Consider the following 26,075-nt stretch of genomic DNA (forward strand, 5'->3'; position numbering starts at 1 on the left):
TCTACACTCCCTTTTTTAATACAAAATAAAAATTCGATCCTTTGCCGTAACTGCTCTCTACGCCAAACTCTGCCTTGTGAAGTAAAAGCACCTCACGAGCGATATATAAGCCAAGGCCTGTCGCATACTTTTTGAGCTCATGGTTCGCGCTCGAGATGTAGTAGCGATCCCAAACCCTCTTTATGTCCTCTTCCTTAATGCCGACTCCGTGGTCAATAACCTCGTATCTAACAGCATTTTCTTCTTCTGTAATCCTTACAATAACGTCTTCATCCTCATTTGAATAGTTCAGTGCGTTTGATAAGTAATTATATATAACGCTTCTAATTTTTTTCTCATCAGCCATAACCATGGTATCGCCGCTCACGTCTAATTTAATTCTCTCTCTATTTTCAGCTGTATTTAATTTATCTATAATCTCCTTGGAAATGGCTTCAAGCGAAACTCTTTTTAATTCAAGTTCACCAAGGGCGCTTACGTTCTTTGATGCTTCAAGCATCTCGTTAATCATGCTGTTTAATCTATCTGCCTCATTGATGATGGTGTCAAGATTCTCTTCACGCTTTTCTTTATTATCACCCGTTATGTCCTTAATCATCTCAGCATAAGACTTAATCACGCTTAAAGGCGTTTTGAAGTCATGCGATACATTAGCAATGATATTCTCACGAAAGTCCATAGTCCTCTTTAAATCTGCATTTGCGCTCTCGAGACTCTTCTTAAGCTCCTCAATCTCTTCATAGCCGCCTTCTTCTTCAACAGAAAAGCTCTTTGTACCCAAAAATTTGGACGCTTCCGAAAGATTTTTGATTGGCTTAGTAAGCTTCTTTGCTAAAAAATATGATAAAACTAGAGCCAAGGCTATCGCAACGAGACTTATGTATAAAAGCTCTTCTCTAAGCATCTTTTTAACTGAACCATCTTCATCAAGATTATCAATAAGCTTCATGTATAATTTTGCGTTAACTGTTTCGTATCTCTTTAAAAATACTAAGTACTCTCTATCGTCATGCTTCTTGATATAGTCAACGCTATCTTCATTGCTTTTAACAAAATCTAAGTCTTCCTTGTCAAGCTCTAGTAAATAATTTGGGTACAAGACCAAACCATTCTCATCAAAAATAATTATGCCAAGTCTAGTCTTACTTGATACATCATTCAAAAACTTTACTAGATCTCTTCCAGTATAAGATGAAATTTCTTTTTCTGTATTTTGAATGAGCTCTCTCTTCTTTTGCGTGTATATTTCTTTGAAGAAAACTATATTAAATAGCCACATTGTTGATAGTATCAGTACCGTAAATATTAAAAAATAACTGATTAGCTTTGTGAATAATGATTTATTTTTCATCTTTTTTCTCCAGCTTGTAGCCATAACCGCGAACTGTACTTATAATGTCTTTTTCAGCTCCTAGAGAGTTCCTAAGCATCTTGATGTGTGTGTCGACTGTTCTATTGTCCCCGAAGAAATCGTAGCCCCAAACATTTTCAAGTATAGTCTCACGCGATAGAGCTATGCCTTCGTTTTGAGCTAGATAAGCAAGTAGCTCATACTCCTTTGGTGTCAAATCTAATTTTTTCTCATCAATATAAGCTTCTCTCGCATCAAAATCTATTTTTAAGCTGCCATTAATATATACTTTTGCCTTTGTATCGCTTACATGTCTTGCAAGTATCGCCTTGACCCTCGCCATGACTTCGCGCGGACTGAAGGGCTTAACGACGTAATCATCGATACCTATCTCAAAACCATAAAGCTTGTCATACTCCTCGCCTTTTGCACTAAGAACAAGAACAGGTATGTCTTTTACATCCTTAATCCTCTTGTAAGCCGAGAAGCCATCAAGCTTTGGCATCATTATATCTAAGATGATAAGGTCTATATCGTTATTATTAACTTTGTTAAGTGCATCGATGCCATCCACAGCCTCGATTACATCATAGCCGTTAATGACCGAGTACTCTTTGAGCACGTTTCTTATGTTCTCATCGTCATCAGCTATAAGTATAGTCGCCATATCATCACCTCTATCAATTTTTACCCTTTAATAATCTTTTTAAACAGCATATATATAAAAGAGCCTTGCGTTAACAAGGCTCCCGTTCTTATTTTAAACTGTCTAGGTAGTCTCTAAGCTCATCTATATCCAAGATGGCTCTTTCATTGTTGCCAAGTATAAGAGATGGTATACCTATACGACCCTCATCCTTAACTATATCAAACTCTTTCATAGTGTCTCTTGCCGCTAAAAATTTTTTCATGTTAGCAAGATTTTCTGTTATGTCAAGGTACAAGAAGCGTACCCCTGATTCCTCCATCAAAGCCTTGAATGGTCCGCATCCTGGTCACATAGGACTTCCGAAAACTATCTTCTTCTGTATTTTATTCATATTAATTCTCCTTTTTTGATGTAGTCATCTTCATTGTAATGGTAATGTCAATTTTTGTCAAGAAAAAAGAAAGATCCATATAGATCTTTCTTTATAAACTATTTTATTACTACTGTAAAAATTTTGTTCTTAACATATATTTCCTTAACGATGTTCTTGCCTTGCTTTGACTTTTCAAATAGCTCGTGTGCATAAACTTTTTCTTTTACTTCGTCTTCGCTTGCATCTCTATCAATCTCGATTGTATATCTAACTTTGCCATTGAATTGAACTGGTATCTCTATAGTCTTGATGATGGTTTTGTCTTCATCAAAGCTTGGCCAAGTTGATTTATAAAGTTCTGTATCGAAGCCAACCATCTCATTTATTTCTTCTGTTATATGTGGTGCGATTGGATAAAGAAGTGTGATATATGTCTTAAGCTCTTTTCTTGTGATGCTTCCCTTTGAAGTAATTTTATTAAGTAGCTCCATAAGTTTAGCAACCGCTGTGTTGAATTTTAAGTTTTCAAAGTCTTCTGAGACTTTCTTGATAGTGATGTGGAAGTCTTGTTCTAAGTCTTTAGAATAGTTTTCGTCGTCGTTTACTATATCCATCAAGCGATAAACTCTTTCAAGGAACTTTCTTGAGCCTTGTATACCTGTCTCTGACCACATAGCAACTTTTTCGTAGTCGCCCATAAACATTTCAAAAACTCTAAGTGTGTCTGCACCATACTCTTCAACGATGTCATCTGTATTTATTACGTTGCCTCTTGACTTACTCATCTTTTCTCCGTCTTGAGCAAGTAACATACCATGTGATGTTCTCTTTTGATATGGTTCGCTTGTTGGCACTACGCCTATGTCATATAGGAACTTGTTCCAGAATCTTGAGTATAGTAAGTGAAGTGTAGTGTGCTCCATACCACCGTTGTACCAATCAACAGGCATCCAGTACTTAAGCGCGTCCATGGATGCTGGTGCTGCAGTGCACTTTGGATCAGTGTATCTTAAGAAGTACCAGCTTGATCCTGCCCAGTTAGGCATAGTATCTGTCTCTCTCTTAGCAGGGCCGCCGCAATGAGGACAAGTAGTATTAACAAAGCTATCTATCTTAGCTAGAGGCGACTCGCCTGTATCAGTTGGTTCGTACGCTTCAACATCTGGTAATGTTAATGGTAAATCCTCTTCATTAAGTGGCACCCAACCGCATTTTTCGCAGTATACCATAGGTATAGGTTCTCCCCAATACCTTTGTCTTGAGAATACCCAGTCTCTTAGCTTGTAGTTTGTTTTAACAACGCCAACTTTTTTATCTTCAAAATATTTAATTATCTTCTTCTTTGCTTCTTCAACTGAAAGGCCATTTAAGAAGTCTGAGTTAACTAAAGTGCCTTTTTGCGTATCAGTGTATGCTTCTTTACTAATGTCGCCACCAGAGATAACTTCCTTAATCTCTTCGCCAAAGGCTTTTGCAAAGTCATAGTCCCTTTGGTCGTGACCAGGTACTGCCATGATGGCGCCTGTACCATAAGTCATTAATACGTAGTCTGATACGTAGATTGCAATTTTTTCTCCATTAGCAGGGTTAATGGCAGTAAGTCCATCTATCTTAACGCCTGTCTTTTCTTTAACAAGTTCTGTTCTTTCAAAGTCAGACTTTAACTTTGCCTTATTTTGATATTCATGAACTTCGTCAATGTTTTTGATCTTATCCTTATACTTTTCTATAAGCGGATGCTCTGGTGAGATAACCATGTATGATACACCAAAGATGGTATCTGGTCTAGTTGTATAAACTTTTAGCTTGTCATCAAGTTCATCTATGTCAAAATCAAGCTCCATACCGTGGCTTCTGCCTATCCAGTTAACTTGTTGTGTCTTAACTCTATCGATAAAATCAACTGTGTCAAGGTCATCTATAAGTCTGTCGGCATACTTAGTTATAGCAAGCATCCATTGTGTCTTAACTCTGTGTTCAACAGTGTGACCGCATCTTTCACAGTGGCCTTGAATAACTTCTTCGTTTGCAAGACCAATCTTACAGCTTGGGCACCAGTTAATATTCATTTCCTTTTTATAAGCAAGACCTTTTTTGAATAATTGTATAAATATCCATTGAGTCCACTTATAATATTCTGGATCAGTTGTGTTAATCTCTCTGTCCCAGTCGAAAGATAGTCCTAGTGATGTTAATTGATGCTTGAAGTGAGCAACGTTTCTCTTAGTAACATCCTTTGGATTCATCTTGTGCTTGATGGCATAATTTTCTGTTGGAAGTCCAAATGCGTCCCAGCCCATTGGGTACAAAACGTTGTAGCCTTCAAGTCTTCTCTTTCTAGCAACTATGTCAAGTGCTGTGTAACTTCTTGGGTGACCAACGTGTAGGCCCTCTCCTGATGGATATGGGAACTCAACCATCAAAAAGTATTTTGGCTTGTCTGAATCGTTTTCTGCATGAAACGCTTTATTGTCAGCCCAAATCTTTTGCCACTTGCCTTCTACGTCTTTATGATTATATTCTTTCATCTTGTCCTCCTAGAATTCACAGTGATGAACTGTTCTTGGGAATGGTAGGACGTCTCTGATATTTTCAATACCTGTTATATACATGATAAGTCTTTCAAAGCCAAGACCATATCCAGAGTGAACTACTGAGCCATACTTTCTAAGATCCATATACCAAGTGTATGAATCCATGTCAAGACCCATCTCATTGATTCTCTTTTCAAGCTTTGTATAGTCTTCTTCTCTTTGTGAACCGCCAACTATCTCTCCTATACCAGGGACCAAGCAGTCCATAGCAGCAACTGTCTTGTTATCTGGGTTGAGCTTCATGTAGAAGGCCTTAATATCCTTTGGATAGTCAGTTACGAAGATAGGCTTTTTGAATACTTGCTCAGTTAAAAATCTTTCGTGTTCTGTTTGTAGGTCCATGCCCCATTCAACTTTAACATCGAACTTTTCTTCATGCTCTTTTAGTATATCTATAGCTCTTGTATAAGTAACTCTTTCAAAGTCTGAGCTTCTTACGTGGTTAAGTCTATCGATAAGTCCTTTATCAACAAAATTGTTGCAGAACTCAAGTTCTTCTTTTGCATTTTCCATTACATAGTTAATAACGTACTTAAGCATAGCCTCAGCTACATCCATGTTTTGATTGTTGTCCATAAATGCCATCTCAGGCTCTATCATCCAGAACTCTGCAGCATGTCTTGTTGTGTTAGAGTTTTCTGCTCTGAATGTTGGTCCAAATGTATATATCTTTGAGAATGCTAAAGCAAATGTTTCACCTTCAAGTTGGCCTGATACTGTTAAGTGTGTTGGCTTATCAAAAAAGTCTTTGCTGTAATCAACAGCGCCTTCTTCTGTTCTTGGTGGATTATCGATGTCAAGTGTAGTTACTTGGAACATCTCACCTGCACCTTCAGCGTCTGATGCTGTAAGTATAGGTGTGTGTACATATATAAAGTCTTGTTCATTGAAGAATTTGTGTATAGCAAAGGCTGCTAATGATCTAATTCTATAAGCTGCTCTGAAAAGGTTTGCTCTTGGTCTTAAGTGAGCTATGCTTCTTAAGAATTCCATAGAGTGTCTTTTGTTTTGTAGTGGATAATCAGCTGTAGAGTCGCCTAAGACTTCTATCTCTTCTGCTTTGATTTCAAAAGCTTGCTTATTGTTTGGTGTAAGAACTACCTTACCCTTTACTCTTATGGACGCGCTTAAATATAGCTTTGATACTCTTTCAAAGTTTTCTAAGCTGTTGTCATAAACAACTTGAACACTGTTAAAGAATGAACCATCATTAATTTCGATGAAGCCAAATTCTTTTTGTGCTCTTAAATTTCTTATCCAAGCTTGAATCTCAACTGTTTTACCATCAAGCTCTTTGTAGCTCTTATAAAGTTCTCTAATATCCATGCCCTCACTCCTATTTATAATCTTCTACTGTAATACTTTCGATTACAACATCCTCTACAGGTTTATCATTTTCGTTAACTTTTGACTTTGCAATCTCATCAACTACATCCATGCCTTCGTAAACTTCGCCAAAAACTGTATGTTTGTAGTCTAGCCAGAATGCTCCGCCTATCTTTTTATAAGCATCGACAACAGCCTTTGGATAACCTTTTTCTTCTCCTGCTTCTTCCATTTGTTTTATAAGGTCATCTTGAACAGCTTGACCTTGCACTATAAAGAATTGTGATCCGTTAGTGTTTGGTCCTGCATTTGCCATGCAAAGTGCACCTCTGAAGTTTCTAGTCTTAATATCAAACTCATCTTCAAATGAACCACCCCAGATACTTTCTCCGCCAGTACCATTGCCGTTTGGGTCTCCACCTTGAATCATAAAACCGTTTATAACTCTATGGAAGATTAGATTGTCATAATACTTATCTTCTGCGTGCTTAGTAAAGTTTTCAACCGCCTTTGGTGCAACATCTGGAAGTAGTTTTACCTTGATGTCTCCCTTATTAGTCTTGATAGTTGCCACCTTGTCTCCTGCTTTAGGGTTTTGTAGCTGAACTAGTTCAGCATCATCAGTAGTAACTTCGCTTTCGCTTCTTTCTTTTTTCATTTCTCCCTCACCACCATTGTCATTTTTCTTGCTACATGCAGTTAAACTAAAGCACATAGCCATCACTAATAATAATAAAATTATCTTTTTCATAATTCCTCCTACTTAAGTATTCTTTTTTGACTAACTATATTTACATCCAAGTCTAAAATATTTTCCTTTATCACATCGCCTACATTGATAGGTGCTTTTGCGCGTAAATTAAATATTTCTTTTAATATTGCTTGGTGATAAATTTTCTTTACTTTTTTATCAGTCTTTACTGGCAAGCCTGAAACCATCTGACTATCTATCCTAATCTTACCATATACATAGTCATCTTCCTCTTGAAGAAGGCTCTTCGCATAATTGTAGCCTCTTCCGCAGCGATTGCCAGATATTTCATCGCCATTGATTCTTATCTTGCAACAAACTGGGCAGCATACACACTCTAATATCATGCAATCACCTTCGGTTCTATCTCTTTTTTAAGTATAAGCTTAAACCAAACATAGGCAACTATACCCTTAAGTATTGATGATAATGATATCGCTATCCATACGCCATCTAGTCCGTAGTATTTCATAAAGAATATTGCAAATGGTATACGCATTAGATTTAGTACTACTCCAGAGTATGATGGTTCTTTCGTCCTGCCTATGCCGTTGAAAAATCCTGTTACACCTATCTCTATAACCATGAACAATTGTGAATATCCAAGTATCCTTAAGTAGTCAGCGCCTGCTTGCATTGCTACTGGATCTTTTGGCAAGAACGCTGAGAATATTGGTCTAGCAAATACTATAAGTAATAAAGATGTTGCTGTACCAAGTGTCGCCATGATTCTCATCGACTTTTTAAAGCCAAGTATAATTCTATCATATGTACCTTTACCGAAGTTCTGTCCGGTAAAAGCAGTGTTTGCAAATGAGAAACCATTTGCTGTCATCCAAGATATTGACTCAATTTGCGAACCTATGGACATAGCTGAGACCGCATAAGCGCCTAGCTTTGTTAAGTAACCTGTTAGTATCATCGAAACGGATGCGTGGCAGGCTTCCATAAGTGTCATCGGCACTCCTAGTTTTAGTATATGTCTTGTAATCTCCGAAGGCACCTTCTTTAGATAGTTTACTCTAACATAGATTAGGTCGTTCTTAATGCCTATGAAGACATATATAAGAAAAATCACTAAAGTTGCAATAACTGAAGCTATGGCTGTGCCCATCGCTCCCATATGAAACACGAATATGAATAGTGGGTCTAAAACCATGTTTACTACTAATCCGATAGAGCTTATTATAAATGGTGTCTTGCTGTTACCCATGCTGTTAAATGTTGCTGCAAAGAGTGGATTTAAGAACATAAAGCCTAAGCCAAAGGCTATGGCTACCATGTATTCACTCGCAAGCTCTTGAACTGCCGCATCGCCTTCTTTGAATGAGTAGAGGCCTATAAGTTCATTATGAAAAATTATAAATATTGCAGCGATTGTCATGGAGATTATAAAGCCTAATCTAAAGCCACCGCTTATATAGTTTTTCGTGCTTTCCAGGTCGGATTTGCCAAAGCTTTGCGAAACACCAACAGATAGTCCCACTTGGCACATGATTATCAGTGAGCTAATCAGCCAAAGATATTGACCAACTATGCCGACGGCCGCAACCGCCTGTGTACCAACTTTGCCAAGCCAGAACATGTCTGTGATTTGATAAGACATTTGCAAAAGTGAAGTGCCCATAAGTGGTATAGCAAGTTTAAAAAGTATCGGCGAAATCTCCCCTTGTGTTAAGTCTCTCGATTCCCTCATCTATACATCACCCTGATCAGTAGTTATTATTACACCATTGTCAGTTAATACTAGTGTGTGTTCGAATTGCACACACTTGCTGCCATCCTTTGTTCTAGCAGTCCATCCGTTCTTGTCAAGCTTCATAGCCGCAGAGCCCATGCATATCATTGGCTCGATAGTAAAGGCCATGCCCTTAACAATTCTTGGTCCTTTAACTCCAGTATTGTAGTGGAACACTTGCGGATCTTCATGCATGTTCTTGCCGATTCCATGACCAATGAACTCTTTAACTATTGAGTAGCCCTTTGGTCTAGTAAAATCTTCTATGCACTTACCTATCTCGCCTATCCTAACGTTCTCGTCAACTATGCTGATAGCTTTGTACATAGCCTCTCTTGTGTGGTCAAATAATTTTTGATCCTCTTCAGAGATTTTACCTACTGGATATGACCAACATGAGTCAGCCATCCAACCCTTGTAGTTAACAACCATGTCGATGGAGATGATGTCTCCGTTCTTAAGAACAACGTCCTTACTTGGAAAGCCGTGGCATATCTCATCATTGACTGATGCACATATGGCAAATGGAAAGCCTTCGTAACCTTTTTGCTCTGGGTATGCTCCTTGACTAACGATGAAGTCATCAACAAAGTCATTAAGCTCCATAGTTGTTACGCCTTCCTTTACTTTGTCTCTTAGCGCATGATGAACGCTTACAAGTATCTTGCCTGCATCAATCATCTTATTAATTTGTTCTTTTGTCTTTAAATATATCATATCTTACTCCTTTTAAGTCTATTCTATTATTATATATATTTTAGCCTAATATGTCAAGAAGTTCACAGCCATATAGACACCTATAAACCGTGAACTTCTTAAACATAATTATATCTTATTAAATTATCTAATCCTCAATGTGTTTAGTATAGATATAAGTGTCACACCAACATCGCCAAAGACTGCTAACCATAGTGGCAATTGTATAAATAGTGATAGTATAATGATGGCTGCCTTAACTATACCTGTGAATATAAGATTCTCTAGTATGATCTTATTAACGAACTGAGATGTGTCAAATATGTTTACTATCTTTTCAATCCTGTCGTCCATGATAACAATGTCTGATGCTTCGATGGCTGCGTCTGAGCCAAGTGCTCCCATGCTTAGACCAATGTCTGCTCTCTTTATAACTGGTGAGTCATTTATACCGTCACCAACAAAGGCAACAAGTCCATCGTGACCTTGTTCCTTCTCAAAGAATTTTATTTTATCTTGAGGAAGTAGTTCTGCCTCGAAGGAATCAATGCCTAAGTCGTGTGCAACTTTTTGTGCGTATATCTTAGTATCTCCTGTAAGCATAACTGGCTTTATGTTTCTTTCTTTAAGTTCAGTAACAAGTTTCTTTGTTTCATCTTTAATCTCATCTTCAATATAAAGGTGAGCTATAAGCTTATCGTCAAGATATGTGTCTAAGACCTTGTACTCACTTTGCATATCGCTTGTAACGACCTTTACACTGCCGTATTTTGTTTCGGCTGCTACTCCATTAGAAAGGCTTGTGTAAGAAATGATTTCGTCTTTATCAATGTCTTCTCTCTCATCAACTATAGCACTTGATATAGGGTGCTTAGAATGATACTCTGCAAGTCTTGCTAAGTGAAGAGCCTTGCCTTCATCAAAATCAATTGCTTCAACATTGACAAGTTTGAACTTACCACTTGTTAGTGTGCCAGTCTTGTCAAAGCAGAATGTCTTTATATTTCTAAATCTATCTAAGAATTTTGTTCCCTTGAATAATATACCAATCTTACTCATCTTACCTATACCTGAGAAGTATGCTAATGGTACTGAGATGATTATAGCGCAAGGGCAAGATACTATTAAGAAGGCAAAGCATGTATGAAGTGCTTCCTTAAGCGGCATTATTTTTAATACTGGTGCAATAAGACCAATCATTGCTGCGATGAATACGACTATAGGTGTGTAGATTCTAGCAAATTTAGATACACTAGTTTCAAGCTTCGCTTTATCACTTTGTGAGCTTCTAACAAGCTCTTGTATCCTTGCAGCCGTTGAGTTCTTTGCAAGCTTTGTTGTTTCTATGATAAGGTAGCCTTCTTTAACGATGGCTCCTGAGTATACATTTTTATCTGCATCTACATAAACAGGTTCTGACTCGCCACTTATGTGGGCGTTGTCTACCTTAGCTTTTCCTTCAAGAACCACTCCATCTATGGCGATGGACTCGCCTTCACGAACTATGATTCTTGAGCCTATACTAACTTCAGATGGTTCTGTCTTAATCTCTTTACCGCCATCCAAAACAGTAGCGAAGACTGGTGACTTAACTATAAGCTCTTTAATCTTGTCCTTCGACTTATCAACTGCGATGTCACTAATGATTTCTCCAATTTGATATAGTAGCGAAACTAGTATTGCCTCTAGGTGCTCACCTATCAAGATGGCGCCGACAGTTGCAACAGTCATTAAAAACTCTTCAGCTAATACGCCATGTATAGCTCCTTTAATGCCATGTATAATGATGTCGTATGAGATAACCAAGTATGAGATGATAAAGAAGACCATCTTATATGGGCTGTCAATGAATAAATATGCTCCTAAGCATATAAGCGATACTAGTATCCTTATTAAAAATAGTTTTGAGAAGCCTTCCTCCTCTTCCTCTTCAGACTCGTCCTCGCCTCTTGTAACTAAGACATCTGGCTCTAAGTTGTTTACGTAGCTCGTAATCTCTCTTAGCACAAGCTGTGCATCACTTCCCTCTTTTACCTCTATGCTTAGAGTTGAGTTAATAAAGTCAAGGCTCGCACTCTCAACTGAGTCATGACTCTTTGCAAAGCTTTCTATCTTTTGTGCGCAGTTAGCACAAGTAAGTCCGTTTAAAATTAATTTTTCCATAGCTGCCTCCTCTGTGTCATATTGCATTTAATTAAATATATGCTTCATACGTTTTATATACAAACGCATAAACATATATTTATATATCAATATTAATATAACACATCGCTTATAAGAATGCAATAGTTTTTTTAAATATTTTTTCTCTTTTAACACTTTTGTATACATTGTTAATATGATATATGTTATAATTAAGCTATATAGTAAAGGAGGAAATATGCAAGAAATTATCGAACTGAAAAATTTAAAGAAAGCATTTAAGATCGGTAAAGAAAGTCTTCTTGTACTTAAAGGCATTAACTTGACTCTCTATAAGGAGCAAGCGATATGTATTGTTGGACCATCCGGTTCAGGTAAATCTACTCTATTGAATATGATGGCTGGACTCGAAAAGCCATCTTCGGGTGAAATAATTGTCGGCGGCATACACATTGAGAATCTTAATGAAGATGACCTAACAAAGTTTAGACAGCTAAACATTGGTTTTGTGTTTCAGTCGTATAACCTCATCCCTACCCTAACCGCACTTGAAAATGTAGGTTTAGGTTTAATATTTAAAGGCATATCTAAGAAAGAAAGAGATGAGCGTAGTGCTTATCTACTTGAAAAGGTAGGCCTAAAAGATAGAATGAAGCACAAACCAAGCGAGATGAGTGGTGGTCAGCAGCAAAGAGTAAGTATAGCTAGAGCTTTTGTAAACAAACCGAAGATAGTCTTTGCAGACGAACCGACAGGTAACCTTGATACTAAGACTAGTGTCGAGATTATGGAACTAATGACTACTATGACAAAGAAAGACAAGCAAACGCTTATCATAGTAACTCACGATTTAGAAACAGCAGTCTACTCTGACAGAATCGTTCACGTGCGTGACGGTATGATTGAGAAGGATGAAATGAACACAGATAAAAAGGAGGCACAATTAAGTGAAGAAGATATTTAGCATTTTATTAATTGCTATAATGATAATAAGCACCTTGAGTGTGAATATGTATGCAGGTAAACCAAGTGATCCAAGTAAACCTGGTGAAACACCAACACCAACACCAACACCAGCACCAGCTCCTACTCCAGTTGTTGAAGATGATTTATTTTTGGTGTCAACATCTACTGAAGAAGTGAAACCAGGTGATGAGACTACAATATACTTTGAACAAGATAATCCTGGTTACCGTAGATATTATAATTTTGCTGGCAATTATGAGATTTACTCAGTAAGAGCAACAAGCGATAGTCCTAATAACTGCTACGTTATTAATTCATACGGCGGGATCAATGGTGCCGAGGTAAGAGTCAGAATTCCTGAAAATGCCGAAGCAGGTACTTACAGAATCAGCCTTGTAGGTAAAGCAAAGCGTAGAGGCGACGATACTGCTTCACCTGTTAAAGTTGAGGGTGAAGCTTATATAAGAGTTAAGGAGGGCAGCCAAAGAAAGGCACAACTAAAGATTAACAGAGTTGATATCTTGCCAGATAATAACGTTGCCCCTGGTGGATCTTTAGCAGTTGGCTTTGAAATTGAAAATATTTCTGATATCTTAGCAAGAAACGTTGAACTAAATATCTCAGGTCTTGCAGAAGCAGGCCTTGCATTAAGAAACGGAACTACTACTCAAAAAGTTAGAAGCATTGAAGCAGGTAAGAAAACATATATTTATTATGAAATGAACGTCTCTAACACAGCAAAGTTTGGTTCATACGAACTAAAAACTGCTCTTAGCTATGAGAGTGAATTTAATAAAGAGACTATAAAAGAAGATACTTCTGTCTTTGTTAATATTGGTGGCGACGCTTCACAAAGCTCACAGCTAATCATACAAGACTTAAAGTTCCCTTCTGCAACTCTTGGAGTAAATAACACATTCGAAGTAAGCTTTAAGCTTAGAAACCAAGGTCAATCCGTTGCAAAGAGGATCAGAGCTACTGCTAAGAGCGAAGACCCAACAGGTGTTGTTTCAAGAACCGTTTCTGAAATACTTGTTAGAGACCTAGCTCCTGGCGAGGAGGAAACAGTTAGCTACAAATTCTTTACAACAAAGGGCGGAGCTACAAAGAACTACCCTATCAACATCAAGATTGAATACTTTGATGACTTCACCGATACAAAAGAGCCAAAGACTGTTGAACAAATTGCTGGAGTTTTCCTAAACAATCCAGACAATGCTGGCGATGGCAAGGACGCAAAGAAGTCAACACCAAAGTTAATCATAGACAAGTATGAATTCACTCCAAAGCTTCCACTTGCTGGAAACGAATTCGAGATGAATCTTTCATTCTACAACACAAACGCTAAAAAGGCTGTTAAGAATATTAAGATAGACTTAACAAGCCAAGACACAAGTAAAAGCGATTCAAACACAGCTGGCTCATCTGTTTTCACACCAGTTGACAGCTCAAATACATTCTATATAGGAAGAATACCTCCAAATGGCAAGGTTGAAAAGACTATAAAGATGTTTGTTGTTCCAGATGCAACAGCTAAAACTTACAATATAACAGCTAACTTTGAATATGAAGATGACGAAAATAACGAATATAAATCAAGTGAAAATATCGGTGTACCAGTATATCAAGAGTCAAAGCTTGATATAGACCCAATAAACTATCAAACAAACGCTATGGTAGGCGACAACATCCCTATCACTTGTAACTTCTACAACACTGGTAAGGTTACTCTATATAACTTCAAGGTAACTTTAACAGCTGACAACGCAACAGTTAATAACGGCACATACTACATCGGTAACTTCAACCCAGGCGGACAAGATGTTTATGAAGGCACCATCATGCCAAATGAAGCTGGTGAGTTAAAGGCTAAGGTTAAATTTACTTACGAAGACTCAACAGGCGAAGTTAAGGAAAAGGAAGAAGAGCTTAACATAACAGTAGAAGAAGCTCCACCAATGGATCCTAACGCTGGACCAGACGGTATGCCAATGCCAGATGGAGCTATGGGAGAGACTCCTTGGTTTAAGAAGCCACTATTCTATATTCCAGTAGCTTTAATAATCTTAGGAGCTATAGGCTTTGTAGTATTTAAAAAGCTTAAAAACAAAAAGAAAGAAAAGGATTTGAATATAGATGAAAACTAAAGATCTAATATTGATGAGTTTGAGAAATCTTAATAGACGTAAATTAAGAACATTCTTAACAGTATTAGGTGTAGTTATAGGCTCAATATCCATCATCATGATGATATCCTTAGGCTTTGGTATGACAGACTCAACTAGAAAGCAACTTGCTGCAGCAGGTTCGTTAACCCAAATCGACATCTACCCTGCCAATAGATATGGTGGCGATATGGATGAAGATGGCAAAAAGAAGCCAAAGACTGATAAGGTCGCAAAGCTTGATGATGCTACTGTCGAGATGCTTAAAAAAATTCCTCATGTAGATGCAGTTTTAGCTACTGAGCAGTTTTCAGCACAAATTAATGTCAAGAACCTACAAGGTTACGCTACTATCTTAGGTGTTGATCCTAGAGAGTATGCAAAGTTCGACATAAAGCTAGATAGCGGTAGACTTCTACAAGAGGGCGATATGAACCAAGTTGTTATGGGTAGAGACGTTCTTAGATGGCTAAGCAATCCGCAAAGGCCTCGTATGAATGGACCATCAAAAGATGAAGAAAGAGATCCTCTTACAACTAAGATGTTTCTTACTTTAGACACAGGTGGCAGCTACGACCCAGAAGGTCAAAGTGACGAGCCTAACAAACCTAAGCAAAAATACCCAATAGAAGCTGTTGGTGTATTTAGAGATGACGACTATGAAAATAATTATTACATCGTAATGCCGATAGAATACCTTAGAAAAATAAAAAAGGATGCCAAAAAATTACAATCTGGTGCCAATCAAAATATGTATGGCGGATATATGATGGGCGGTCGTGATGACAAAGAGAACAAATACAACAACATTAAGGTTAAGGTAGACAATTTTGACAATGTTCAAAAAGTTCAAGAGCAAATCGAAGCGATGGGACTTAAGCCTCACTCGCTTAACGATATCTTAGTCGAAATCAATAACTCATCTAAAACACAAAGACTAATACTTGGCGGCATCGGTGCCGTATCATTACTAGTCGCAGCCATAGGTATCTCGAACACCATGGTTATGAGTATATATGAAAGAACAAAAGAGATTGGTGTCATGAAGGTTATAGGTGCGAGTGTCTCTGATATAAAGATGATGTTCCTTACAGAATCAGCCTTCATAGGTCTACTTGGCGGTCTCGCAGGTATAGTCCTCAGCTACTTGATAAGTGCCCTAATTAACTACTTGGGCGTAAAGTATGGCTTTGCAGGTAATATGTCAGGAGGAGGCTTCTCACCAGACTTTGATCCATCTCAATTAAAGATGTCAATCATACCTGTATGGCTTGCACTAGCATCCCTTGTCTTCTCAGCACTCATAGGTATAGTATCAGGTTACTTCCCTGCTAAGAAAGCAACTAAGCTAAGTGCACTTGAAGCGATGAGACAAAACTAAATATATATTAAGAGTGAGCAAAATATACCTGCTCACTCTTTTTTTGTGTAGTTCCTATATAAATTTATTGCTACAAACAAAATAGCGATGAACTTCTAGATGTCCATCGCCATATACATTATGCAAATTAAATTATTTAGCCGGCTTAACTTGGTCTCTAATGACTAAGACTGTGTTAAGTGCTCTACCTGCTTTTCTTAGATACTTACCGTTTGCATACATAGCACTTGATGCTCCTCCATCAAGGTTAAATGCATCAGTACAGCCAAGGTCTTGCATTATACCTGCAACTTGGCCCATAGTACCTGATGTTGTAGCTAAAACCAACTGTCCGTTCTTATTTATACCTATAAGGCTTCTTGCGCCTGCTCCCTTTGTCATCTTTGCTTCCATACCAGCTACATGCTTTTCATATACAAGTTTGGAGTTTTCTATAAGCATAGGTGATGCTGATATAATTTCGCTAAGTTTAGCAAATGGAACTTTTTCTCCCTTGTAGTCAAATGTCTTGTCTTCAACTGTATTACCATCAACTACGTGACTAAGAACTAGTTCAATCTCAACAGTTCTTCCTTCTTTGAATCTATCAGTAACATATGTGTTATTACTAAAGTCACTTCCGTAGTAAATAAGGTAGCCGTCCTTAGGCACTGTTAGCTCGCCATTGGCCTTGTAAACCTTCTTTACTGTGTTATTAACCACTTCTATAGCATAGCCGCCTGTAACTGTAGTAGGAGCGTTTCTGAACGAATTAAATATATATACACCGCTAGTATCTGTTGGCTTAACATTTACATACCAAGCGTCAAATAGATTAAAATCCATGCTTTGTGTTCCGTTGTTCCACTCGTTTTTTCTCTTGCCATCTAAGTAGCCTTTGTACTTGAATGTTCCGTGCACTATCTTCGCCTTGTTCTTATCGAATACAATAAGGTTTGCATTAGCGCCTTCCATGTTAATCATTACTCCTCCAGTCATTTGTGTTCCATATGGGAACTTGCCGCCATTGTATGCTTCAAAGTAATTTGCATTTATGGCTGCCTTCGGTTTATATGAGTTCACAAAATCAGTAAATGCTGCTGTACCAACTTGCTTTCCATTTGGCTTTGCAACCTTTATTTCAGTTTTTTCATCTAAATCGATAGTCGTAACATTAACACTTTTGCCTCTAAGGTTAACTGTTTTCACTTCAACCTTTGCAAAGGATGTAACTTGAGATATAAGTAGCATCGCTGCAAAAGCTAGTGCCATAATTTTTTTCTTCATAATATCTACCTCACTTTATATTATTTATTATATTATATAAGAAAGAAAAAATAATTGCAAGTAAAAAGCCAAGATTCATCTCTTGGCTTTAATTATATTCTTTATTGCCTTTTAAATACTCTCTATACTTAAGTAGCACATCATGTATCTCGTCAAAGCTCTTGCTCTCGCAGATGGCGTTCTTTACCTTCGCCGCATTCCTTAAACCCTTAATGTACTGCAAGAGCTGCTTCTTCATATTGTTTTTTAGTAGCTCCTTTGGATATAGTTCTAAATCAAGGTCCATGTGCCTTAGTGCGACGTCTATCTTTTGATATTCTTCCGAGGTATACTCTTCGCCCCTTAGGTAGCTTTCAATCTCTTTAAATAAGAATGGATTTGCGAGCGCGCCTCTGCCTATTGCGACTCCACTTGCCCCTGTCACTTCAAGTATCTTCTTGTAATCATCAAGGCTCGTAACATCACCATTAGCAATGACAGGTATCTTGACTGCGTCCACAACTTTTTTGATGTAGTCCCAGTTTGCGCATCCTGTGTAGAAGGCCTCTCTCGTCCTTCCGTGAACCGTGATTGCGTCTGCTCCTGCTTCTTCTATAGCCTTAGCGTTCTCTACGCCATTTAAGTGCTCATCGTCCCAGCCTATACGTATCTTAACTGTGATGGGCTTAGTCGAGGCGCTCTTTGCAGCCTTGACCACCTTATATACTTTCTCTGTGTCTTTTAAAAGAGCACTGCCGTCACCATTCTTTGTAATCTTTGGCATAGGGCAGCCCATATTAATGTCGATGATATCCATGTCCATAGCGTTTAAGTAATCTTCTATAGCTCTTTTGTAGTCATCTTCATCGCTTCCAAATATCTGCACCGCGTATATAGCCTCGTCCTTTATCCTCTTTGTTAGATCTAAGGTCTTCTTGTCATCGTGAATTATGCCCTTGACGTTTACCATCTCAGAGACCGTCATACCTGCTCCAAGCTCGCAGGCTATGTGCCTAAAGGCGTAGTCTGTAAAGCCTGCCATAGGCGCTAGTACAAGGCCGTTTTTTATCTCATAGTTTGCAATCTTAAGCATGATTCATCTTATAAATTTCATATAAACCTAATAATGTTAGGTTTGGCTCGATTAGGTTCACATAATCACTGTACTTGGCAACTTTCTCTGCAAGTCCGCCTGTTGCGACTATCAAAACCTCTTCCTTAGTCTTGTTTATCTCTTCCAAAATCTTCTTTATAATGTAGTCCATCTCACCTATCTTTGAGTTCATAATACCGCTTTTGATGCTCTCAACAGTGTTCTTACCAAGCACGTGCTCAGGCATTTCAAGCTCAACTCGTGGAAGCTTCGATGTCCTCTCTGATAAAGCATCCATCGATATCTTAAAGCCAGGTGTGATAACTCCGCCAAGGTAGTCGCCCTTTTCGTTTAAGTAGTGGTATGTGTTTGCTGTGCCAAGATCTATGACTATGGCTGGCTTACTAGTGATGGCTCTTACGGCAACAGAGTTTACGATATTGTCAGAGCCTACTTCCTTTGGATTATCCATAACGATGTTGATCTTTGTCTTTAGGTTCTTGCCTACAAGCTCTGCATCTACACCAAAATATTTTTTAATTGAATCAATAAGTGGACCTGTCACAGGCGGAACAACCGATGAGATTATGGCTGCGTTTACTTCCTTTGCATCAACTTTGGCAAAGTTCAAAAAGTCGTGGAATATAATGCCATACTCGTCCAAAGTTTTATCCTTATCTGTCGATAGTCTAAAGCTTTCTATCATATTGTTATCGTCGAACAAGCCTAAAACTATGTTAGTGTTGCCGACATCCATTGCTAATAGCATAATTATCTCCTCTCAACTGATAATACTCTTGAAGCTATAACCGTAACAGCGACTATGGATATGATGAGTTCAGGTATTGCGTTTGTAGTTGCGATAGCGAGTATGTAGCCCTTCGCAGCACCTGCCTCAAGTCCAAGCGCTCCCTCTATAAAGCTTCCATAAATTAAGTACATAAAGGACAAGACTAGTCCTGTGTTTGCTATAGTACCAACGAAGGCTGGAACAACTATGTCAAGTCTGTACTTCTTAGAGCCCATCATGATAAATGCGATTATCATAAGTGTAATTACTAAAAATCCAAGATTTACTACTTTTACTAGCATTTTAATATCGGGACTTCCTATATTTAGAAGAAGCCACCTTAAGTAGTAGATGAATATCAGTGCAAATACCCCAAGTGTGATGATCTTGTTTGTCCTTTCTTCTCTTTTGCTCATAAACTTAAAGACTAAGCCCGACAAAAGACCTATAAGTACTCTTGGCACAACCGCTATCACGGGGTTAAGAAAAACCAAAGATATAGGATTTGGCTTAAGTACTGCGTTGATGATGCTTGTTATACCAAAGACAAAACCGACTATGGCCCCAATAAGTGGACCTTCTAGTATGCCTGCAAGTATAACAGGTATATGTAGTGTTGTTGCATTCGTAAAGCCGACTGGCACAAAGCCTATAGGCGTAAATGCAAATAGTAGTACTATAGCTATGTAGATAGCTGCGAAAGCGATGCGTTTCGAGTTCTTGCTCGTATTCATAATATTACCTCCATTCCGGTTCACTAAGGATACCGTTTGTTTACGATAAATATTATAGCACAAAACTCTCTATCATTACAATGTTTATGGATAAAAAATAAGCAGCCATACAAGACTGCTTAAAGTGAAAATATTTACTTAAGTATAGTTCCGACTATAATGCCGTACCAGTTACCTAGGACATAACCTAGTGTGCCTACTAGTAGCGCAGGAGCAATAAGACAATCCCAAGACTTAGATACCGCCATGGCAGCTGCTGTAGTTGGACCACCAACATTGGCGTTTGACGCGATGATGATCTCTTCTATGGAGAACTTAAATAGCTTTCCAAAGATAAGAGATATGATTAGGTTAACTAGGACTATAATCGCTGCTAATAATAAGAGCAGTGGCGACTTTTCTATGATTAACTTTAGTGAGGCAGGCGCACCTATCACCGCAAAGAATAAATATATAAGGAAGCTGCCTATCTCTTGACTGCCGCTCATGCGTTCAAAGTAGGAGCTAAAGACTGATGAAGCTAGCATGGTCATAGTTGTCATGATGAGGTACTTGTTAGAAAGCAAGGCATTTACTAGCTGCATAAAGACAGTGGACTTTGGCACAAGGTATGAAAAATATCTTGCTATAGCGTCTGAGAGAGTAACTATGAAGAAGGCTGTCGCTATAACCTTAGCGATGTCTAGAAGCGAGATCTCCTTTGCCTTCCAAAACTGCGCCGCCTTTGTCTTAGTCTCATCGCTCTTTTCTCTCTCAAGGCCATCGATATATGGATGAGTGAAGCGCTTATATATAAAATTTATACTTGGCAAGGCTATGAGCACAAAGAAGTATAAAGCCATGAGCAAGTTGTCTGCAACGAGTGCCGCGCTCGTTATGGACTGATCGACTTTATAGTTATCCGCCATCGCAACAAAGTTCACGCTGCCACCTGTGTATGTGCCGGTAAACATCGGCATAATCTTCGCAAGATCTTTTATTTGGCCACGCAAGATGTAGAAGGCTATGAAGGATCCTAGTAAGGTGCCGATAGAGCTTATTATATAGATGAAAAATAGTCTACCTGAGTCCTTCGCTATCTTCTTAATATTTGCTTTGAATAATAGCATAGGTACTGCTAAAGGAACGACATAGTTCCAAACCGAATCATATACAGCTGCCTTTGTAGGTATGATGTTTAAGTTTGACAGTATAAGTGTTGTAAAGATTGAGATTATGCAAGCTGTTACTTTGTTTGCCCACTTGTACTTTTGCTCTAAATATATAGCTAGGGCCGCAGTACACGATAGTACCGTCCACAGAGCCCATGTGTTGTCTTGTGATATTAATGTTGTACTAAACATATATTAACTCCTTAAAATAAATTACAAGACTTAGTATAACACGAAGTTTTAATTTTTACAAGAAAAAAAAAGCGTCTGAGTAAACAAACGCTTTGTATATTATTCTCCAAGAACTTCTAAGAATTCTTTTCTATTGATTGTTTCTTTTTCAAGAAGTGTTTGAGCTAATCTTTCAAGCTGCTCTTTGTGTGTAAGAAGAATTTGTGTTGCTTCTTCCTTCGCCTTTAATATGAAGTCTTTAATCTCTTGGTCGATGGCATATTGAACTTCTTCTGAGTAAACCTTTGTTCTGCCATAGTCCCTGCCTATGAAGACGTTCTCGCCTTCGTTGTCATAGCAAACTGGTCCAAGCTTTTCACTCATACCATAGACAGTAACCATGCTCTTGGCAATGTCTGTCGCTCTTTCTATGTCGTTTGACGCTCCTGTAGATATATCTTTGAAGATAATCTCTTCAGCGATCCTACCGCCAAGTAAGGACTTAAGCATATTCTCCATCATGGACTTAGTTGTGTAATTAAAGTCTTCTTTTGGAAGATACTCTGTGAAGCCGCCTGCTCTACCTCTCGGTACTATAGTAATCATATTGACAGGATATAACTCATCTGTGTAATGGCTAACTATAGCGTGACCTGCTTCGTGATATGCAACTATCTGTCTTTCTTTTTCTATAACAGTTTGTGATTTCTTCTCTGGTCCCGCAACCACCTTGATGGAAGCTTCTTGAACAAGTCTCATTGGTATTACATCTAAGTTTTCTCTAGCAGTTAGTAGAGCCGCTTCATTAAGAAGGTTCTCAAGATCTGCCGGTGAGAAACCAACTGTCTTCTTTGCAATATTCTCCAAGTCTACATCATCAGCAAGCTTTTTGTTTCTTGCATGAACTTCAAGTATTGCCTTTCTTGCCTTCACATCAGGAAGCGATACGTAGATATTTCTATCGAATCTGCCTGGTCTTAATAAAGCTTTATCAAGTATGTCTGGCCTATTAGTTGCAGCCATAACGATGATGCCTTCGTTTTGAGAGAAACCGTCCATCTCAACAAGTAATTGATTTAGTGTTTGCTCTCTTTCGTCGTTGCCGCCGCCAAGGCCTGCGCCTCTTTGTCTACCAACAGCGTCGATTTCATCGATGAAGACTATGCATGGTGCGTTCTTCTTTGCTGTTTGGAATAAATCTCTAACTCTTGAAGCACCAACACCTACAAACATCTCTACAAAGTCTGAACCGGATATAGTGTAGAATGGAACGCCTGCTTCGCCAGCAACAGCCTTTGATAGATATGTTTTACCTGTACCAGGCTCACCAACTAGCAAAACGCCCTTCGGTATTCTCGCGCCAAGCTTGATATACTTCATTGGGTTCCTTAGGAAGTCAACTATCTCAAATAGTTCTTCCTTTTCTTCGACAAGTCCTGCTACATCAGCAAACTTGATAACTTTACCATTAACCGCCTTTGACTCTCTAGCTCTTGACCTGCCAAAATTTTGTGGGCTCCCTGTATCTTGTCCTCTTGGTGCAAGCAGCGCACGCATAATGAATATAAAGAATAGCATGGATCCTGCCATCATGATTATATTCATCATCATAGAGTTGTCCCTTGGCATAGTAACGTCGTATTGAATCTTATTAGCTATGACTCTATCCTTAACGTAGTCATCATATATAGACTGCCAAACATTAGGATCCACTTCTACATAATCATTCTTGCCGTCGTTCTTTGTATATTTAAAACCATAGCCCTCTTGGCTAATCCTTTTTACTTTTCCATCTTTAATATCGTTTATGAAAGTATTGACATTGGCCTTGTCATCAGAAAAAAATCCATCTGAGAAGAATCTCAATGAAAAAAAGACAAGTATCAATATCAGTGCATAAACAATAAGATTTCTATATAAAGATTTCTTCAAATTATTCCTCCTCACCTAAACAAGTCTCATCTAAGACTCCTATGTACGGTAAATTCCTTAAGTGTTCGTTGAAGTCTAGACCATATCCAATGATAAACTTATCAGGTATTTCAAAACCAACATAGTCAACCTTTATGTCTACAACTCTTCTTTCGCTCTTGTTAAGAAGTGTTGCGATCTTAACTGACTTAGCACCCTTGTTTAATAAGTACTCGTGAAGGCACTTAAGAGTGTAGCCAGAGTCAATAATATCTTCAACGATAAGTATGTCCTCACCCTTTGGATCAAACTCCATATCCAGCTTTATATTAACCTTACCATCAGACTTAGTCTTAGATCCATAGCTAGATGCTCTCATAAAGTCAACTCTAAGCTCATGATTGTCGATATTTTTAATTAAATCAGCCATAAATACAAAACTGCCCTTCAATATCCCAACAAATATCGGATTCTTGCCCTTGTAATCTTCAGTAATTACCTTTGCTAAGTCTAAAACTTTTTCTTGAATTTGTTCTTCTGTGAACATAATTTCTTTAATTCTATAAGCCATCATTATCCTCCATTATAATGTTTAAATACTTTTTAGTTTTATCACTCGCTCTATACTTATTGGCAATGTCGTAGCCAATAACGCAAGCAATTTCGTCATCATTTGTAAGGAATAAAACTTTACTTCTTTCCTCACTAGATACCTTCTTATCTATGAAGTAGTCTTTAATCTTCTTAGAGCCCTGCATGCCGAAGGGGTTGAATCTGTCGCCACTTCTTCTATTCCTAATCATAAGCCTACCACTTAATAAGTCGTAATCTAAATACTTCTTGCTAAGCACTCTATCGCTTAAAACGAATTTAAACTTAGTCCCATAAATATTGTATGCTTTATCTAATTTAAAGTCAAGAGATATTTCTTCTACTTTCTCATTGCTACTAGAGTCTTTGAGAGTAGTTTTATCAAAATCATTCATAAGATAAAACTTGCCATCTATGTCATACTTTTTACCCGATTCAAGCGAAATTAAATTAATCATATCTTCAATATTGTCCTTGCTAATGTTGTTTAGATACTGAAGATGCTCTTTTAAAAATTTTCTAAGAACTAAAGTTTTCTCATAGTGATCAAGTTCATTAAATGCATCTCTAATAATGCTCTTCTCAGTAACTATAGCTTCATATTTGTCCTTAAGTATAGCATCTAAGTAAGAGTTATTCTCCTTTGCAATAGATGCAAGCCTTGTCATAGATGAGATGATATTATCATTGAAGTCCCTCTCTATAAGAGGCAAGATTTCGTTACGAATGATGTTTCTCTTGTAATCATTAGTAAAGTTAGTAGAGTCGTCTACATATCGTATGCCCTCATCCTTTATATACTTAAGTATCTCTTTCTTGTCAAAGCAAAGTATCGGCCTTATATAAAAGTCCCTTCTCAGAGGTATGGACTCAAGACCATCAAGGCCTGCTCCTCTAAATATATTTAGAAACATAGTCTCAACAACGTCGTTTTTGTTGTGAGCTATGGCAACTGAATTAGCCTTGTATTTATCCTTAAGCTTTTCAAAGAAGATGTACCTAAGCTTGCGACCCGCCTCCTCACATGTAAGCGAGTGACTCTTAGCATAGCCTTGCATATCAATGTGCTCCACCTCATATATAAGGCAGTTCTTCTGTGCGAGCCCCCTTACAAAGTCTTCATCCCTTTGTGCCTCTGCACCTCTAAGCCCATGGTTTACGTGGCACACTATAAGATTAAGATTATACTCATCTTTTATACTTAAAAGCATTTCAAGCATAAAAACAGAGTCAGAGCCACCAGAGACCGCGCTGACTATAGTATCATTTTTAGATATTAAATTGTTTTCTTTAATGAAATTTTTGAACTTTTCTAAACTATTCATAAGAAACCTCTGATACAATACATTTATTTAAAAGTAAAATTAAAGGCTGAACTAAACCCGTCCAACCTTGAAAAATCATATTACATCGAAAAAACGATTAATTCTTGTAGTCACCTTTCTTTGCATGATAACTACTTCTTCTGTTCTCTTTAAACTTCATTTGATCCATCTTCTCAGTGCTTTCTTTTAAGAATCTTGAGATCTTGTCTTCGAAGCTTAAATTTTCTGTTTCTGTTTTTTCTCCTTCCCAAGTATATGGCTTTCTAGCTTGAGATTTAGAAAAATCTTTTTTAGCCTTTGGGAAATCTTTTTTATTATTAAAATCTCTTTGCTTAGGAAATTCTTTTTTTGGAAGAGTTTGTTTAATTGACAAACTTAGCTTTCCGTTTTCATTCGATAAAACTTTAGCCTTAACCTCTTGTCCCTTCTTCAAAACGTCTGAAACATTTTCAACATAATCGTTCGATATCTCCGAGATATGTACAAGACCGTTTTGGCCACCTTCTATCTCGATGAAAGCACCAAATTTAGTTATATTAACTACTTTTCCACTCACGATGTCTCCAACTGAAAGCGTCATAAAAAACAAAATCCTCCTTAATTATTATTTGTTTTCCTTAAATATGTCAGTGTCGACTTTGTCAACAACCTTTATCTCTTTAGGCTTAATCATACCTAATTCATCTCTTGCTATTAGCTCAATAAATTCTTGAGTTTTAGACTTAGAAAGCAATACCTTTACGTTTGATATCTCATCCTTTAGTTCTGCAATCTCTTCTTGCTTTGCCTTATCTTCTTTCACTAATTTATTGTAAGTTACAATTTGATTATAAAAATGGATTGACACGATTAGAAACAATGAAATAAGTCCTAATTTGAATGCCGTGATTCCACCTTTTTTACTTTTTTTCATAATCACCACTCCTTACAAA

At 37.7% G+C, this 26,075-nt stretch carries 23 protein-coding genes; 3 read left to right on the forward strand and 20 right to left on the reverse strand.

The window, feature by feature from the left end; genetic code table 11:
* Position 1: 1 nt before the first annotated feature.
* The 10 genes from KO172_RS07820 to KO172_RS07865 all read right to left on the reverse strand — a co-directional run bounded on the left by KO172_RS07820 (position 2) and on the right by KO172_RS07865 (position 11,641).
* Positions 2-1,351, reverse strand: a complete 1,350-nt coding sequence (locus tag KO172_RS07820) for a sensor histidine kinase (protein WP_215493254.1) — start codon at positions 1,349-1,351, stop codon at positions 2-4.
* Positions 1,341-2,018, reverse strand: a complete 678-nt coding sequence (locus tag KO172_RS07825; RefSeq protein ID WP_215493256.1) for a response regulator transcription factor — start codon at positions 2,016-2,018, stop codon at positions 1,341-1,343. Before KO172_RS07825 ends, KO172_RS07820 begins: the two co-directional genes overlap by 11 nt.
* A gap of 88 nt (positions 2,019-2,106) precedes the next feature.
* Positions 2,107-2,232, reverse strand: a complete 126-nt coding sequence (locus KO172_RS07830; protein WP_309557690.1) for a hypothetical protein — start codon at positions 2,230-2,232, stop codon at positions 2,107-2,109.
* Positions 2,233-2,489: 257 nt separating this feature from the next.
* The gene (leuS, locus tag KO172_RS07835) at positions 2,490-4,901 is read right to left on the reverse strand and encodes a leucine--tRNA ligase (RefSeq protein ID WP_215493258.1); all 2,412 of its coding nucleotides are present in this window, start codon (positions 4,899-4,901) and stop codon (positions 2,490-2,492) included.
* Between the two features lie 9 nt (positions 4,902-4,910).
* The gene (gene asnS, locus KO172_RS07840) at positions 4,911-6,293 is read right to left on the reverse strand and encodes an asparagine--tRNA ligase (protein WP_215493260.1); all 1,383 of its coding nucleotides are present in this window, start codon (positions 6,291-6,293) and stop codon (positions 4,911-4,913) included.
* A gap of 10 nt (positions 6,294-6,303) precedes the next feature.
* The gene (locus tag KO172_RS07845) at positions 6,304-7,044 is read right to left on the reverse strand and encodes a peptidylprolyl isomerase (protein WP_251320160.1); all 741 of its coding nucleotides are present in this window, start codon (positions 7,042-7,044) and stop codon (positions 6,304-6,306) included.
* Between the two features lie 8 nt (positions 7,045-7,052).
* Positions 7,053-7,391, reverse strand: a complete 339-nt coding sequence (locus KO172_RS07850; RefSeq protein ID WP_215493262.1) for a DUF1667 domain-containing protein — start codon at positions 7,389-7,391, stop codon at positions 7,053-7,055.
* Positions 7,388-8,740 carry an MATE family efflux transporter gene (locus tag KO172_RS07855; RefSeq protein WP_215493263.1) on the reverse strand — a complete coding sequence of 451 codons (1,353 nt, stop codon included), beginning with the start codon at positions 8,738-8,740 and terminating at the stop codon, positions 7,388-7,390. Before KO172_RS07855 ends, KO172_RS07850 begins: the two co-directional genes overlap by 4 nt.
* Positions 8,741-9,499, reverse strand: a complete 759-nt coding sequence (gene map / locus KO172_RS07860; protein ID WP_215493265.1) for a type I methionyl aminopeptidase — start codon at positions 9,497-9,499, stop codon at positions 8,741-8,743. It abuts the gene before it with no gap.
* 123 nt (positions 9,500-9,622) lie between these two features.
* Complete coding sequence (locus KO172_RS07865; RefSeq protein ID WP_215493267.1) at positions 9,623-11,641, reverse strand: heavy metal translocating P-type ATPase; 2,019 nt, start codon at positions 11,639-11,641, stop codon at positions 9,623-9,625.
* A 217-nt stretch (positions 11,642-11,858) separates the two neighbouring features.
* Between KO172_RS07865 and KO172_RS07870 the strand changes: the two genes are divergently transcribed.
* The 3 genes from KO172_RS07870 to KO172_RS07880 are packed head-to-tail and all read left to right on the forward strand — an operon-like array spanning position 11,859 to position 16,132.
* Positions 11,859-12,584, forward strand: a complete 726-nt coding sequence (locus KO172_RS07870) for an ABC transporter ATP-binding protein (protein WP_309557691.1) — start codon at positions 11,859-11,861, stop codon at positions 12,582-12,584.
* Positions 12,568-14,733 carry a COG1361 S-layer family protein gene (locus KO172_RS07875; protein ID WP_215493269.1) on the forward strand — a complete coding sequence of 722 codons (2,166 nt, stop codon included), beginning with the start codon at positions 12,568-12,570 and terminating at the stop codon, positions 14,731-14,733. The genes KO172_RS07870 and KO172_RS07875 overlap by 17 nt, the downstream gene beginning before the upstream one ends.
* Positions 14,723-16,132, forward strand: coding sequence for an ABC transporter permease (locus tag KO172_RS07880; protein ID WP_215493271.1), 1,410 nt, complete (start codon positions 14,723-14,725; stop codon positions 16,130-16,132). The genes KO172_RS07875 and KO172_RS07880 overlap by 11 nt, the downstream gene beginning before the upstream one ends.
* A gap of 132 nt (positions 16,133-16,264) precedes the next feature.
* Here KO172_RS07880 and KO172_RS07885 read toward each other — a convergent pair whose 3' ends face one another.
* The 10 genes from KO172_RS07885 to KO172_RS07930 all read right to left on the reverse strand — a co-directional run bounded on the left by KO172_RS07885 (position 16,265) and on the right by KO172_RS07930 (position 26,056).
* Complete coding sequence (locus tag KO172_RS07885) at positions 16,265-17,398, reverse strand: phosphodiester glycosidase family protein (protein ID WP_215493273.1); 1,134 nt, start codon at positions 17,396-17,398, stop codon at positions 16,265-16,267.
* Positions 17,399-17,486: 88 nt separating this feature from the next.
* The gene (gene dusB, locus KO172_RS07890; RefSeq protein WP_215493275.1) at positions 17,487-18,470 is read right to left on the reverse strand and encodes a tRNA dihydrouridine synthase DusB; all 984 of its coding nucleotides are present in this window, start codon (positions 18,468-18,470) and stop codon (positions 17,487-17,489) included.
* Positions 18,463-19,239, reverse strand: a complete 777-nt coding sequence (locus KO172_RS07895; protein WP_215493277.1) for a type III pantothenate kinase — start codon at positions 19,237-19,239, stop codon at positions 18,463-18,465. Before KO172_RS07895 ends, dusB begins: the two co-directional genes overlap by 8 nt.
* 2 nt (positions 19,240-19,241) lie before the next feature.
* Entirely contained in the window at positions 19,242-19,994 is a 753-nt protein-coding gene (locus tag KO172_RS07900; RefSeq protein ID WP_215493279.1) for an ECF transporter S component, read from the reverse strand.
* Between the two features lie 134 nt (positions 19,995-20,128).
* Complete coding sequence (locus KO172_RS07905; RefSeq protein WP_215493281.1) at positions 20,129-21,337, reverse strand: DUF819 family protein; 1,209 nt, start codon at positions 21,335-21,337, stop codon at positions 20,129-20,131.
* 99 nt (positions 21,338-21,436) lie between these two features.
* The gene (gene ftsH, locus KO172_RS07910) at positions 21,437-23,248 is read right to left on the reverse strand and encodes an ATP-dependent zinc metalloprotease FtsH (protein ID WP_309557692.1); all 1,812 of its coding nucleotides are present in this window, start codon (positions 23,246-23,248) and stop codon (positions 21,437-21,439) included.
* A 1-nt stretch (position 23,249) separates the two neighbouring features.
* Positions 23,250-23,798: a hypoxanthine phosphoribosyltransferase gene (gene hpt / locus KO172_RS07915; RefSeq protein ID WP_215493531.1), complete on the reverse strand. Its 549-nt coding sequence runs from the start codon at positions 23,796-23,798 to the stop codon at positions 23,250-23,252.
* Positions 23,788-25,143: a tRNA lysidine(34) synthetase TilS gene (gene tilS / locus KO172_RS07920; protein ID WP_215493285.1), complete on the reverse strand. Its 1,356-nt coding sequence runs from the start codon at positions 25,141-25,143 to the stop codon at positions 23,788-23,790. Before tilS ends, hpt begins: the two co-directional genes overlap by 11 nt.
* 97 nt (positions 25,144-25,240) lie before the next feature.
* A complete protein-coding gene (locus KO172_RS07925) occupies positions 25,241-25,723 on the reverse strand; it encodes a S1 RNA-binding domain-containing protein (protein WP_215493287.1) in 483 nt (160 codons plus the stop codon).
* 24 nt (positions 25,724-25,747) lie between these two features.
* Positions 25,748-26,056, reverse strand: coding sequence for an FtsB family cell division protein (locus KO172_RS07930; RefSeq protein WP_215493288.1), 309 nt, complete (start codon positions 26,054-26,056; stop codon positions 25,748-25,750).
* Positions 26,057-26,075 lie beyond the last annotated feature (19 nt).

The sequence above is a fragment of the Fenollaria sporofastidiosus genome, assembly GCF_943169635.2.
In the GTDB taxonomy this organism is placed as follows: domain Bacteria; phylum Bacillota; class Clostridia; order Tissierellales; family Peptoniphilaceae; genus Fenollaria; species Fenollaria sporofastidiosus.

Excerpts from the sequence above, each read along its gene's own strand:
- KO172_RS07820 (WP_215493254.1), bottom strand. The coding sequence starts at position 1,351 with ATGAAAAATAAATCATTATTCACAAAGCTAATCAGTTATTTTTTAATA.
- KO172_RS07825 (WP_215493256.1), bottom strand. The coding sequence starts at position 2,018 with ATGGCGACTATACTTATAGCTGATGACGATGAGAACATAAGAAACGTG.
- KO172_RS07830 (WP_309557690.1), bottom strand. The coding sequence starts at position 2,232 with ATGAAAGAGTTTGATATAGTTAAGGATGAGGGTCGTATAGGTATACCA.
- leuS (WP_215493258.1), bottom strand. The coding sequence starts at position 4,901 with ATGAAAGAATATAATCATAAAGACGTAGAAGGCAAGTGGCAAAAGATT.
- asnS (WP_215493260.1), bottom strand. The coding sequence starts at position 6,293 with ATGGATATTAGAGAACTTTATAAGAGCTACAAAGAGCTTGATGGTAAA.
- KO172_RS07845 (WP_251320160.1), bottom strand. The coding sequence starts at position 7,044 with ATGAAAAAGATAATTTTATTATTATTAGTGATGGCTATGTGCTTTAGT.
- KO172_RS07850 (WP_215493262.1), bottom strand. The coding sequence starts at position 7,391 with ATGATATTAGAGTGTGTATGCTGCCCAGTTTGTTGCAAGATAAGAATC.
- KO172_RS07855 (WP_215493263.1), bottom strand. The coding sequence starts at position 8,740 with ATGAGGGAATCGAGAGACTTAACACAAGGGGAGATTTCGCCGATACTT.
- map (WP_215493265.1), bottom strand. The coding sequence starts at position 9,499 with ATGATATATTTAAAGACAAAAGAACAAATTAATAAGATGATTGATGCA.
- KO172_RS07865 (WP_215493267.1), bottom strand. The coding sequence starts at position 11,641 with ATGGAAAAATTAATTTTAAACGGACTTACTTGTGCTAACTGCGCACAA.
- KO172_RS07870 (WP_309557691.1), top strand. The coding sequence starts at position 11,859 with ATGCAAGAAATTATCGAACTGAAAAATTTAAAGAAAGCATTTAAGATC.
- KO172_RS07880 (WP_215493271.1), top strand. The coding sequence starts at position 14,723 with ATGAAAACTAAAGATCTAATATTGATGAGTTTGAGAAATCTTAATAGA.
- KO172_RS07885 (WP_215493273.1), bottom strand. The coding sequence starts at position 17,398 with ATGAAGAAAAAAATTATGGCACTAGCTTTTGCAGCGATGCTACTTATA.
- dusB (WP_215493275.1), bottom strand. The coding sequence starts at position 18,470 with ATGCTTAAGATTGCAAACTATGAGATAAAAAACGGCCTTGTACTAGCG.
- KO172_RS07895 (WP_215493277.1), bottom strand. The coding sequence starts at position 19,239 with ATGCTATTAGCAATGGATGTCGGCAACACTAACATAGTTTTAGGCTTG.
- KO172_RS07900 (WP_215493279.1), bottom strand. The coding sequence starts at position 19,994 with ATGAATACGAGCAAGAACTCGAAACGCATCGCTTTCGCAGCTATCTAC.
- KO172_RS07905 (WP_215493281.1), bottom strand. The coding sequence starts at position 21,337 with ATGTTTAGTACAACATTAATATCACAAGACAACACATGGGCTCTGTGG.
- hpt (WP_215493531.1), bottom strand. The coding sequence starts at position 23,798 with ATGGCTTATAGAATTAAAGAAATTATGTTCACAGAAGAACAAATTCAA.
- tilS (WP_215493285.1), bottom strand. The coding sequence starts at position 25,143 with ATGAATAGTTTAGAAAAGTTCAAAAATTTCATTAAAGAAAACAATTTA.
- KO172_RS07925 (WP_215493287.1), bottom strand. The coding sequence starts at position 25,723 with ATGACGCTTTCAGTTGGAGACATCGTGAGTGGAAAAGTAGTTAATATA.
- KO172_RS07930 (WP_215493288.1), bottom strand. The coding sequence starts at position 26,056 with ATGAAAAAAAGTAAAAAAGGTGGAATCACGGCATTCAAATTAGGACTT.